The sequence below is a fragment of the Lacrimispora algidixylanolytica genome, from assembly GCF_003609635.1.
Classification (GTDB): domain Bacteria; phylum Bacillota; class Clostridia; order Lachnospirales; family Lachnospiraceae; genus Lacrimispora; species Lacrimispora algidixylanolytica.
Map to the genome: position 1 here is coordinate 79301 of NZ_MCIA01000014.1, position 12570 is coordinate 91870.

The window sequence follows — 12570 nt, forward strand, 5'->3', positions numbered from 1 at the left end:
CCGCCTAGTAGCAGGCGTTTGCTTCTATTTTACTCTATCCTTGGTATTTTTGTGTTAAATCCAGGTAAAATATTACAAAGTTTTTCAAGATTCTTCTTTTTTCCCCATGATGTTCGTAATGAACTGACTGGCCGTTCTTCCAGATAAACCTCCATGCTGTAATTCCCAGATATTTGCCTTTGCATAAAGCTCTTCCATTGGTATTCCAAGGTCAAAACGATCTGCCAATTCTTTTACAATATTTAAGAACTCTGTTTTATCTGGAGAGCCGTAGTAAATGGTAACTCCAAAACGGGCCACCAGAGAAAGCTTTTCCTGGACGGTGTCATTATTATGTAATTCATCATCCAGTTCTTTCTTGTCACTGAATTTTTCCCGAATCAGATGACGGCGGTTTGAGGTGGCATAGATGAGCACATTGCCCGGTCTTATCCCAAGCCCTCCTTCAATGATTGCTTTTAAATACTTATATTCCAGCTCCGTGTCTTCAAAAGACAGATCATCCATATAGATAATAAATTTATAATTGCGGTCTTTTAGCTGTTCCTGGAGTTTTGAAAGCATCTGGAACTGGTGCTTATAAACTTCTATGATTCGAAGGCCTCTGTCATAATATTCATTTAAAATTGCTTTGATGCTTGAAGACTTTCCGGTACCGCTGTCTCCAAATAAAAGAACGTTGTTAGCGGCCTTTCCCTGAATAAAGGCTTCTGTATTTTCAATCAGCTTCTGCTTTTGGCGTTTGTACCCAATGATATGGGATAATCGTATTGGTTCGATGTTTGTGATGGGAAGAATGCTTGGTCCCATTCCTTCTTCGTTAATACGAAATGCCTTATTTAATGCAAACTTTCCTACTCCAAACTTGTGGTAGAATTCCGTGACTTGTTCTTTCAATTCCTGGACATCCGTAGAAGCTAAAAGTGAGACCGAAAGTAATAGAATTTGATCTCTAATCTGTTTATCATAGACTCCATTTCCTTCTTCCGGCGCCTGATAATTTTTTAGAGCGGTCCAGATGCCGTAATCTGAGGAAGCGTCTAAGAGACTGATATCATATTGAAACAGTTCTCGGAATACGTTAAAATCGTGGGCAGCAAGCTCATTTAAGGTACCTTTGATTGGGCCAGTGATTTCACAGGCAGTGCTATAGGCGTTTTCATTGTCTACCAGGCATAATGTTAAAAAGCAATGCCAAAGATTCCCACTTAACCCATAGTAAGCTGCCAGCTCAGTAAGTTTACCGGCCAAGGCATAGGAATCTGGCATCGCTTCTAATCTATTCTCTTTTGAACGAGTAAAAAGCATTGCAATCTGGTCAAAAAGCTCTCGAAATTCTAAATTCCGATAAAGAATTAATTCCTTGGATTTCATAATTTCCTCCTGATGTAAAGTTTAAGTCCGGTCTGAAACAGACCGAACTTATTATTAGACTCAATAATTTCCTAAGATTCTTAAATTGCGTCCTTCTTCTGAAATACCCTTTAAGGCATTTAAAATGGAGGCATGACTTAGGTTTCCTTCAATATCAACAAAGAACCGGTACTCCCAATTACTTCCTGGTACTGGTCTTGATTCAATCATGAACATATTGACACCATTATAAATGAAATTACTAAGTATGTTATAAAGAGAACCACTCTTATGAGGCAACTCAAAGCTGATGCTTATTTTGCCTGCCTTGTCCTGGTAAACGGCTTCCTTTGAAAGGATGATAAAACGAGTGGTGTTGTTTTGATTGGTGTTAACTTGGGACCTTAATACCTTAAGTCCATAAAGTTCCCCGGCAGTCTCACTGGCTACCGCTGCTTGAGAAAGATCACCTTCGTCAATCACTTTCTTAGCTGCTACTGCGGTATTCTCTACACTGATCTTTTTCCATGCCCGGTTTGAATTTAGAAATTCTCCACACTGCATCAGTGCCTGAGGGTGGGAAAATACAGTTTTAATATCTTTTTCTTCTGCTCCAGGTAATCCTAAGAGGGCGTGATTCACCGTTAAAAAAGTCTCTCCTACAATGTAGTTTTGGTATTTCATTAAGAGATCATAATTATCCGTTACCGCGCCAGCAGAAGAATTCTCAATGGGTAAAACTGCGTAATCCGCATTTCCCAGTTCCACTTCCTTCATGGCATCATCCCACGTGGATACATGATAGAGGCTCGCCTTACTTCCAAAATACTTTAAGGCAGCGCCATGGCTGTAAGCACCTTCCACTCCCTGGTACACGACCTTAACTCCATCCACAGTAAGGTTCTTTACGGGCTGAAAGGAATGGCTCGCTTGAAGGCCGTTTTCTGCCATCTGCTTATACTGATAATTCCGGCTTATGGTCATCATTTGGGTAAACAGCTCTCTAACCGCCTGCTTTAGGAACTCTCCTTCCACCATTCCTGTCACAGCTTCAATCTTCTGTTGTTCCCGCACTCCGTCGTGGACCGGCCTATTCGTTCCAATCTTATAATCAGCCACTTCTTTGCACAACTCCATGCGTTTTTCAAAAAGGGCCACCATCTCTTGATCAATTTCATCTAGTTGTTTCCTGATTTCCTGCAAGTCTAAATTTTTCATTGGTCTTATCTTCCCTTTATCCGTTGTATGATGACTCCTGGCTGTTATCTAGTCCTAACTGCTCTCTTAGCATATCTTTAATTCGCTTTTCTGTATAAGCCCCCGGGAATTTACGAAGCTCAGGTTCAAGTTCTTTCAAATAAATTGGTTCTCCAAATTCAATGGTTACATGAGATGGCCGTATGAAAGGAAGATGCTGTTCAAAGACCTCTGCCGTTCCTGTCATCGCAACTGGAATCACAGGGCAACCGCTCTTTTCTGCTATTTTAAGGCTTCCTTCCTTAAAGGAAATAAGGTCGGTAGGATTCTGGTTTCTATTTCTGGTCCCTTCAGGAAAAATCCATACCGATATCCCGCTCTTTACCTGCTCAATTCCTTTCAGAATGGTTTTTAAGCCTTCCTTTAAATTCTTTCGATCAAGAAAGAGACAGTTTCCATACTTCATCCAAATGGAAAGCAACGGAATTTTCTCCATCTCTTTTTTGGCTACAAATCCCATAAGTCCAGGAACGGTCATATAGCCAACCAAAATATCAAAATAGCTTCTATGATTTCCTACATAGAGAACGGCTCGGTCTGTTGGAATATTTTCTTTTCCTTTTACCGTAATCTTAACACCTGCCATGAAGAGAAGTGTCTTAAAAACGCCACGTATGACTGCTATACTCTTCTCATCTCTTAAACCTGGGTTTTTCTTTCCCGTCAGCCACAAATAAAGGATAACCGGAATGCTGAATATCAAAAATAAAATGATTGTTGCCGCTACAAATATAAAACGTATCATCGATCTCGTCCTCCATTTCATCTATTATATAAAATGGTGACTTTAATTACAATACTACCCTCCTCTCTTTTTTGTGATTTGTTCAAACAACAGTCCAGTAAAAAACCAAAGAGGTGCAAAATCAAGACGAATGATCCCGTCAATATTGGTGCTTCGTCCCGTATAATCCCATGGACACATTCCCGTGCTTCGAAGCAATGTCCCTGCGATATATTCTGCCATAAAAATAAGAACCATATAAAGGAATCCATGCCGGATCGCCAGATCCGAAGGTCTTGTCATAAGCCGCTGACCAGGACTCACCCACTGGTCTATGAGACCTCCGATGGGCCCTAACAACGCGCCTAACCCATAGATAGGGAACATCAAAAGAGAGGTTTGTCCCATGAGCCTCCAGTCTTGTCGCAATATAGATTCCGTCGAGGTAAAAATAACCTCCAGGCACCAGCCTGTCACTCCGCATTTGCAGAAGTTGATGGGTAATTGTTTTAAATCGATTCTAGTTAGTGTCTTCATAATCTTCATTATGCGCCGGTTCATTTGAAATTATGTTAGCTGGAAATATTTCTATAAAAGAGGAGATAACAGCCTGCTGCCCTGCTCTTTTATTCGAATCAAGATACCTCTTTCTTCATAAATTTCCCTGGTGATTTCTTTGCATACTTTAAGATCTTCTATGAATAACGCTTCTAACTTCTTTGTTGTTTCTTCGTCATAAATAACAGCATTCACCTCAAAATTAAGCTCAAAACTTCTGATATCCATATTAGCGGTACCAAAGGAACTGACCTTGCCATCGGTCATCACCCCTTTTGCATGAAGGAAGCCATTTTCATAAGTATAACATTTAGCTCCTGCGGAAAGGAGATCCCCTACATAAGAATAAGAAGCCCAGTAAACAAAGGGATGATCTGGCTTGCATGGAATCATGAGCCTGACATCCACACCAGACTTGGCCGCGATGTGCAAAGCGGTAAGCACGGCATCATCGGGTACAAAATAAGGGGTCTGAATGTAGATATGATCTTTGGCTTTTGAAAAGAGCTGAATATAATTATCCCGGATCTGTCTGCTTCCTGCGTCGGGACCACTGGCAATGATTTGTATTCCAAGTTTTTTATTTCCTCGTTCTAAATCAACTACTCCAAGGCATTCCAAACAGTTCTCATTATCACTTTCACAGAAGTATCTCATGTGCTTAAATAAGTTTTCTCCTGCCGCATAATTCCAGTCCAAAGCAAATCGGATCTGAAGGCTTAAGACCGACCCACCGATTAGCTTTAAATGAGTATCCCGCCAATAGCCGAATTTGGGATCTTTTGAAATGTACTCTCTTCCTATATTAAAGCCTCCTACGTAACCCACCCGGTTATCAATGATCACGATTTTTCTATGATTTCGATAGTTGACTCGAAGCTGCAATCTTCCCAAAATGGGGGGAAAGAAGATCCCCACTTTGACTCCATTATCTTTAAGGATTCTCCACTTTGATTTGGCCATAAACCGGCCACCCATTCCATCGCATAGAATTCTTACTTCTACACCTGCGTTTGCCCGCTCTATCAGAATTGGAATGATAGAATCAAACACCTCGTCATCCTTTATGATGTAATATTGAAGGTGAATAAAATGTATCGCCATGGAAAGCTCATTGCGCAGATCACTGAATTTTTTCTCTCCATCGGTAAAGATCGTGACATCATTATCTACGGTTAATACGGAACCAGAGGTTTCCAGGTTATAATACACCAGATCCGCGTAGTCACGAGATAAGGAAGTTACAAGGCTCATATCGTTGCTTTTTAAAAATTCTTCTTGGTTTTTAATGGAGTAACGCATCCGGTCCTCAATTTCTTTTACCCGAAACATCTTATTTTTCCGCATATCCTGCCCGAGAAGAAGATAAAACAATATTCCAAAAACCGGTATAAAGTACAGGGCGAGCAGCCAGGTCCAGACGGCTTTTGGGTCCCTGCGCTGAAAAAACACTATAATAATAGAAAGAACTAAATTGATATAGATTAAATGTGACATCATCCAGTTCCACACTACCAGCATTTGTATCGCTATGGTTTGCATGATAATCCCTCCTGTCCTATTGTTTTTTTCCAAAAAGGGCCACCGCATTAGCGACGACCCCCAGCCTATCCCTTTTAGGGAATGTCCTAGCTTATATAAATTGATTTTTCTCTTTATTATAATGATAATCAATGGCTTTTAATGTATGGATAATATCCGTTTCCAGTATGCCAAGACTTTGACAGCAATCTTCCAGTGAAGGATAAAAGTCTCTTAATTGTGTATTCATATAGCTTAATAAAATAACTGGGTCCTTTGGTATATGAGTCATAAATTTTCTCCTGCCTTTTAATTATATTTAATTTTAGCATAGTTATCCTTGATTTTCAACAAATGACCTGTACGAATGGAAAAAGAAGTGCTACAATCAGGTTCAGAATCTTTCAGGAGGTATACTCAATGAAAAAAATACTAATGCTGGGAACAGGTGGAACCATCGCCTGTAAGCGGGGCGATTCCGGATTAAAACCCCTCTTAACTTCCACCGAACTTCTCTCATACGTCCCGGACGCAAAACATTTTTGTCAGGCAGACAGCATTCAAATCTTAAATATCGATAGCACCAATATGCAGCCTAAGCACTGGCTTATTATAGCGAAGGCAATTGAAAGCCACTATGATGATTATGACGGCTTCGTCATCTGTCACGGCACAGATACCATGGCTTATACAGCGGCTGCCTTGTCTTACCTCATTCAAAATTCACAAAAACCCATAGTGATTACCGGAGCTCAAAAACCAATTGATATGGAAAATACAGATGCCCGCACCAATCTTTTTGACAGTCTTTGCTTTGCAAGCGATGACAGAGCTCATGGGGTGACGATCGTATTTGATGGCAAGGCCATTGCTGGAACCCGGGGAAAGAAGGTTCGGACAAAAAGCTATAATGCCTTTTCCAGCATAAACTTTCCTTACATTGCGACCATTCAGGATGGACATGTTATATTTTACCTTGATGACAAGAAAACATACTCTGGGGAACTACAAATTTATCAGGATCTAAATCCTAATGTGGCTCTTATGAAGCTGATCCCTTCTATGGGGGCCAATGCGCTTGATTATATGGCGGAACATTATGATGCGGTCATCATTGAATCTTTTGGAGTCGGTGGTCTTCCTTCTTATGATTCCGGAGACTTTTACAATGCCATTGAAAAATGGATTTCTCTTGGAAAGACCGTAGTCATGACCACTCAGGTGACCAATGAGGGAAGCAATATGTCCGTTTATGAAGTGGGGCATTCCATAAAAAAAGAATTTGGACTTTTAGAAGCTTATGATATGACTCTGGAAGCTACCGTCACAAAGCTTATGTGGATTCTAGGACATACTCAGGATCAAGAAACGATTCGGGAGATGTTTTATCACACGGTGAACAGAGATATTTTGTGGAAAGCATAACATGAAACTACCCCCATACAGGACTTTTTAATTTCATTGTCCTATATAGGGGTAGTATGCCTTAATCCAGATAGGCGGTCAGCCCGGTGCTGTCCTTAGAAGCATCTACTACGATTCGGCTGCCTGCTCGGATTTCATCGCTTAATATAATCCTTGCTGCCAGGGTTTCCACATGCTTTTGCAGGTACCGTTTTAATGGACGTGCTCCGTACGCAGGATCATATCCCTGGTCTACCACAATTTCTTTTGCAGATTCCGTGAGTTCTATCTTGAAATCACGATCCTGCAGTCGTTTGTTTAGTTCTGTCATGAGAAGATCAATGATTCCACCAATGTTTTCTTTGTTTAACGGCTTAAACAGAATAATCTCATCCAGACGGTTTAAAAATTCAGGGCGGAAATGGTCTCTTAAGCCATTCATGACCATAACCTTTGCATTCTCCATAATCTCTCCGCCTTCATCGATTCCTGAAAGTAGGTACTGGGAACCGATGTTTGAAGTCATGATGATAATGGTATTTTTAAAGTTAACCGTCTTGCCTGAGGAATCGGTAATTCGTCCATCGTCAAGAACCTGCAACAACACATTGAATACATCTGGGTGAGCCTTTTCTACCTCGTCGAACAACACCACGGAATACGGTTTTCTTCGAACTGCTTCCGTTAGCTGGCCTCCTTCGTCATAACCTACATATCCAGGAGGTGCTCCAATTAAACGGGATACAGAGTGCTTTTCCATATATTCACTCATATCGATCCTGACAATGTTATTCTCATCGTCAAATAAATTCTCCGCCAATGCTTTTGCAAGTTCTGTCTTACCCACGCCGGTAGGTCCTAAAAATAGGAACGAACCAATGGGTTTCGTTGGGTCTTTGATTCCAGCTTTAGATCGGATGATGGCCTCAGTCACTTTTATAACCGCCTCTTCCTGGCCAATGACCCGCTTATGGAGCTCTTCATCTAGATGAAGGGTCTTATTTCTCTCACTTTCCGTAAGCCTGGATACTGGGATTCCGGTCCACTTGGAGACAATTTTTGAAATCTCTTCTTCCGTCACATTTTCATGGACCAGACTGAGATCCTGATTTTTAACTCGTTCTTCTTCCTCTTCCAATGCCTTTTGAAGCTGTGGCAGCTTCCCGTACTGAAGCTCTGCCGCCCGATTTAGATCATATTTTTGCTGAGCGTCTTGAATCTCACGGTTTAAATTCTCGATCTCTTCCCTCAAAGAAGACAGGCGGTCCACAGAAGCTTTTTCATTCTCCCACTGGGCTTTTTGTGATGCAAATTCATCATGTAGTTCAGCAAGTTCTTTCTGAAGCTCTGATAAACGTTCCTGGCTTAAATGATCGGTTTCTCTTTTGAGAGCAGCTTCTTCAATTTCCATCTGCATGATTCTTCTGGAAAGCTGATCAAGCTCCGCTGGCATGGAATCAAGCTCTGTCTTTATCATAGCGCAGGCTTCGTCAACAAGGTCAATGGCTTTATCTGGCAAAAACCTTTCGGTGATATAACGATCAGAAAGGATTGCTGCCGATACCAGTGCTGAGTCTGTGATTTTCACTCCATGATAGACTTCATACCGTTCTTTTAACCCCCTTAAGATAGAGATAGTATCCTCTACTGTTGGTTCATCTACCATAACTGGTTGGAACCGTCGCTCTAGGGCAGGATCTTTTTCAATATACTGTCGGTATTCATCAAGGGTGGTTGCGCCGATACAGTGAAGTTCTCCTCTTGCCAACATTGGCTTTAGCATATTGCCTGCATCCATAGAGCCTTCTGTTTTTCCGGCTCCCACTATGGTATGGAGCTCATCAATGAATAGGATGACTTGCCCATCGCTTTTTTTCACTTCGTCAAGAACTGCTTTTAGACGCTCCTCAAATTCTCCCCTGTATTTGGCACCTGCAAGCAAGGCTCCCATATCCAGGGCAAACAGCATCTTATCTTTTAGTCCTCCGGGTACGTCACCTCGGACAATTCTCTGGGCAAGCCCTTCTACCACGGCAGTCTTGCCGACTCCGGGCTCACCAATTAAAACCGGGTTATTCTTGGTTTTTCTAGATAAAATGCGGACCACGTTACGAATCTCACTGTCTCTTCCAATGACTGGGTCCAGCTTCTGCTCCCTGGCACATTCTACCATGTCATAGCCATATTTCGTTAAGGTGTCATAGGTTGCTTCTGGATTATCATTTACTACCCTTTGATTCCCTCTGACTGTGGAAAGCGCCTGTAAAAAGTTCTCTTTTGTGATTCCATAGGTTTTTAACAGTTCTTTTAATGCTTTTGAGGGCTGTTTTAAAATGGCGAGGAATAAGTGTTCCACAGAAACGTATTCATCTCCCATTCCCTTTGCCTCATCCTCTGCACTGATCAACACCTTATTTAGATCATTGCTGATGTAGAGCTGGCCCCCACTTACTTTAGGCAGCTTCTGAATGGCCTGAATCGTTTCATTTAAAAACTGCTCTTTTTGTATGTTCATTTTCGTGATGAGCTTTAATATCAGGCTATCTTCAATGGTCAGAAGACTATACAGTAAATGCTCCTGCTCGATTTGCTGGTTCCCGTATTCGTAAGCGAGCTTTTCACAGCTCTGTACGGCCTCCATGGATTTTTGTGTGAATTTATTGATATTCATATTAGCTTCCTCCTTTTATCCGGCTTTTAGAAGCGTTGTTTCTTTGTTCTATATGTAATATAACAAACCATTTATTAAGTGTCAAGATATTTTCTCTTAAATTCAAAAGGATTTCCGTCAAAAATCTTACGGTTCCCTTTTCTGCATTGTATTTTATACTTTCTTCCATTATAATCGTAGACAAAGATACGTTTATTACAAAAGTTAGGAGGTTGCTGTCCTTATGAAATTACTACAACGCCAGATTCTTATGCGCTCCTTCGTGGCAATGACCGCCCTGTTTTTATTTCTCTTTACTGGTTCACAACACAGCTTAAGTTTTGCTCATACAAAAGATGAATCCGTTTATATTTCGGGTAATTGGGTAGAAGATGAAGTCGGCTGGCGTTTTGTCAATCAGTGGAACCTTTCTTCCCCTGCTGGGGCATGGGTGGAATACCAGGGCAATTCCTATTATTTTATGGACAACGGATATATGGTCACCGGTTGGAAATGTTTAAACAACCATTGGTACTTTTTCAACACTGAAAAAGGGAAACAAGAAGGGGCCATGGCAATCGGTTGGGTTCATGATCCAGATTATAATGGCTCGTTTTATACCAATGAATATGGCATACTGTCAACTGGCTGGCATCGAGTGAGTGGATCCTGGTATTATTTTAACCAAAACCAGGACGGCGTACTCGGACTTATGGCTACGAATCGTATGATAGATGGCTCTTATGTTGATGAAAAAGGCCGAATGAATGAAGTACGGTGATATGTGGGGTTATAAGATTACTTGGGGTGAGATGGTTTAAAGATTGACATAAAAGAGGCTGCTGAAATAAGAATTTATAAAAGAAATTGCATGTAGATGTTTTTTGCAATATCTGTTATAAAAATTATTTCAGCAGCTTTTTTCTTGGCTTTTTATTATAGAGCTTATCTCATTCGTTTACCTGTGCCTATTATCTGAATTCTTTATCTGCGACCTTTATCTGCACTTTTTATCTGCGCTTTATATCTGCGTCTTTTATCTGCGCTTTATATCTGCGTCTTTTATCTGCGCTTTATACTGCGTCTTTTATCTGCGCCTTATATCTGCGTCTTTTATCTGCGCTTTATATCTGCGTCTTTTATCTGCGCTTTATATTTGGGTCTTTTATCTGCGCCTTTTATTTCATTCTTTTATCTCAGAAATATAAAATCTATGATTCAAATGGATATTGGATTCCCCATTGCTTTCTCAGTTCATCCATGATCTTCATTATGTCAAGGGTTGCCTTATGAGGCATCTGCGGACATTCAGTCCAGCCATTTTTGATAGCCTGTGCACTGGCTGTGATCTGATATTCATATCCTGAAATCTGCTCTGGCTTTTCATATGACTCAATCAACTTTCGGTCCACGTCGTAAACTTTTATTGTTTCAAAGTTATTGATATTTTCAATCACCATAAATCCTTTTGTTCCATATATAATTCCCTGACGGTCTGAGAGAACCCGTAAGGAGCTATTTAGCACAGCCATCTTACCACCTGGATAGCAAAGAGTAATACTGTTTTGTGCGTCAACACCAGTTTCCGTTTTTATCACGCTAGATTGAATATCTGTAACCTCATCGCCAAAAATAAGAGAAGCAAAATTAAGAGTATACACACCAACATCAAGAAGAGCACCTCCCGCAAGCTCAGGCTCTATTAGTCTAGGCTTTTTGGAAATCAGATAGCAGAGATTTGCTGTAAGGGTCATTGGCTCTCCAATCACACCACTACTTAATACTTTTTTAATGGTTTCAACCATAGGCATATAACGTATCCACATAGCTTCAGTAATTAAAAGATTTTTTTCTTCTGCCAAAGTGATCATTTCTTTTGCTTGCATATAATTAGCAGCAAAAGACTTTTCACAAAGCACATGCTTTCCATTTTCCAAACATAACTTTGCATTTTTGCAATGTTCCGAATGGGGAGTTGCAATATAGATAAGTTCAATTTCCGGATCTTTTACCATTTCCTCATAAGTTCCATAAGCCTTTTTAATAGAAAATCGCGCTGCAAACTCCTGTGCTTTTTCAATACTTCTGGAAGCGATGCCAATAAGTTCAACATCAGGCATTTTCACCATCGTATCTGCTAAAATTGATGCAATTCCTCCTGCTCCTATAATTCCTATTTTTATTGTTTCCATGGTTATTGACCTCCTTGATTTTGTGGTTATTACCAAGTATCGTTAATTTTCAGTATAGCATATTAAGGCGGCCTGTACAATCATTCTCTCTGCTGACCCATGGCAAGTAGATAAGGTGATTAGTGTATCGATGGGGGGCGGCATGCAAGAAGTCGAATAGATGGATTTTTCTTTCATATTAAGTATAAAATTTTCTTTTTCTTTCTGGCTGCCAAATCCTGTCTCATAACTATTCAGGTCATTTTCGTCTGTGATCTGAACCGAATAAATCTCAGCCTGATACCACCGTCCCTTATTATAAATATGAACATTACGATGGTCCTTATAAAATTCCTGGCTCTTATATTGCTTTAGATCTGCAAACATAGTTCCGTCTTTCATATTATGACCGAATATCACTAAATTACCATCTCCAAGTTGAGTGGCATCTTCCTGTATAAAAAGGCTGCCACTGGGGTTTTCAGTGCAAAAAAAAGTATGGCTTAAATAGTAGCCAGGATATCGGCTTTTTACCACTGGATAATTAACCGACGTTCCTGGAATGGAGATCCATAATAAATAATCCGGATTAATCTCTTTCAGGGACTCTTCTGTTGTTTTGGTATTAACCTTAGGGCTGAGCATATTGGACTGATTATTCCAAATGCTTTTTTCTAAATTTGTGTATTCTTTTCTGGCGTCTTTATATGTATTTACACGCAAAATCAGTTTCATGGCAAATACCAAAAACATAGTAAGCCACAGCGTAAACATGCAGACTTTGAACAGATTTATTGACTTTACAAAGTGCAAAGATGGAGGCAAGGGCTTTCTACTGCGTTTTATATGCTTTTGATTCATAGAGTGAAATATTGAAATAGTCCTCCTCATTTCCTAGTTTTTTTCTATCACTATATTTATTTTCAAGTGCT

General features: G+C 40.3%; 11 protein-coding genes. 2 read left to right on the plus strand and 9 right to left on the minus strand.

The features are described 5' to 3' along the window. Positions 1-84: 84 nt before the first annotated feature. The 6 genes from BET01_RS10170 to BET01_RS10195 form a co-directional block, all read right to left on the minus strand. The gene (locus BET01_RS10170; RefSeq protein WP_120196690.1) at positions 85-1374 is read right to left on the minus strand and encodes an ATP-binding protein; all 1290 of its coding nucleotides are present in this window, start codon (positions 1372-1374) and stop codon (positions 85-87) included. 60 nt (positions 1375-1434) lie between these two features. Next, on the minus strand, positions 1435-2571 hold the full coding sequence (gene pheA / locus BET01_RS10175) for a prephenate dehydratase (protein ID WP_120196691.1): 1137 nt from the start codon (positions 2569-2571) through the stop codon (positions 1435-1437). Positions 2572-2587: 16 nt separating this feature from the next. Then, positions 2588-3355, minus strand: a complete 768-nt coding sequence (locus BET01_RS10180; protein ID WP_120196692.1) for a lysophospholipid acyltransferase family protein — start codon at positions 3353-3355, stop codon at positions 2588-2590. A gap of 54 nt (positions 3356-3409) precedes the next feature. Continuing rightward, positions 3410-3880 (minus strand): putative ABC transporter permease, encoded by a 471-nt coding sequence (locus tag BET01_RS10185; protein ID WP_120196693.1) that lies wholly within the window; start codon positions 3878-3880, stop codon positions 3410-3412. Between the two features lie 42 nt (positions 3881-3922). Further along, a complete protein-coding gene (cls, locus tag BET01_RS10190) occupies positions 3923-5434 on the minus strand; it encodes a cardiolipin synthase (RefSeq protein ID WP_120196694.1) in 1512 nt (503 codons plus the stop codon). Between the two features lie 91 nt (positions 5435-5525). Next, positions 5526-5705, minus strand: coding sequence for a DUF4250 domain-containing protein (locus BET01_RS10195; RefSeq protein WP_120196695.1), 180 nt, complete (start codon positions 5703-5705; stop codon positions 5526-5528). Positions 5706-5833: 128 nt separating this feature from the next. Here BET01_RS10195 and BET01_RS10200 point away from each other — a divergent pair, with 128 nt between their 5' ends. Then, positions 5834-6838 carry an asparaginase gene (locus BET01_RS10200; protein WP_120196696.1) on the plus strand — a complete coding sequence of 335 codons (1005 nt, stop codon included), beginning with the start codon at positions 5834-5836 and terminating at the stop codon, positions 6836-6838. Between the two features lie 61 nt (positions 6839-6899). Here BET01_RS10200 and clpB read toward each other — a convergent pair whose 3' ends face one another. Next, on the minus strand, positions 6900-9488 hold the full coding sequence (gene clpB, locus BET01_RS10205) for an ATP-dependent chaperone ClpB (protein ID WP_120196697.1): 2589 nt from the start codon (positions 9486-9488) through the stop codon (positions 6900-6902). A 223-nt stretch (positions 9489-9711) separates the two neighbouring features. Here clpB and BET01_RS10210 point away from each other — a divergent pair, with 223 nt between their 5' ends. Next, the gene (locus BET01_RS10210; protein ID WP_120196698.1) at positions 9712-10248 is read left to right on the plus strand and encodes a glucan-binding protein; all 537 of its coding nucleotides are present in this window, start codon (positions 9712-9714) and stop codon (positions 10246-10248) included. Between the two features lie 430 nt (positions 10249-10678). On the opposite strand, the gene BET01_RS10215 is transcribed toward BET01_RS10210, so the two are convergent. Beyond that, positions 10679-11659 (minus strand): Gfo/Idh/MocA family protein, encoded by a 981-nt coding sequence (locus BET01_RS10215; protein WP_207667597.1) that lies wholly within the window; start codon positions 11657-11659, stop codon positions 10679-10681. A gap of 42 nt (positions 11660-11701) precedes the next feature. After that, positions 11702-12529 (minus strand): class B sortase, encoded by an 828-nt coding sequence (gene srtB, locus BET01_RS10220; RefSeq protein WP_120196699.1) that lies wholly within the window; start codon positions 12527-12529, stop codon positions 11702-11704. Between the last annotated feature and the right edge of the window lie 41 nt (positions 12530-12570).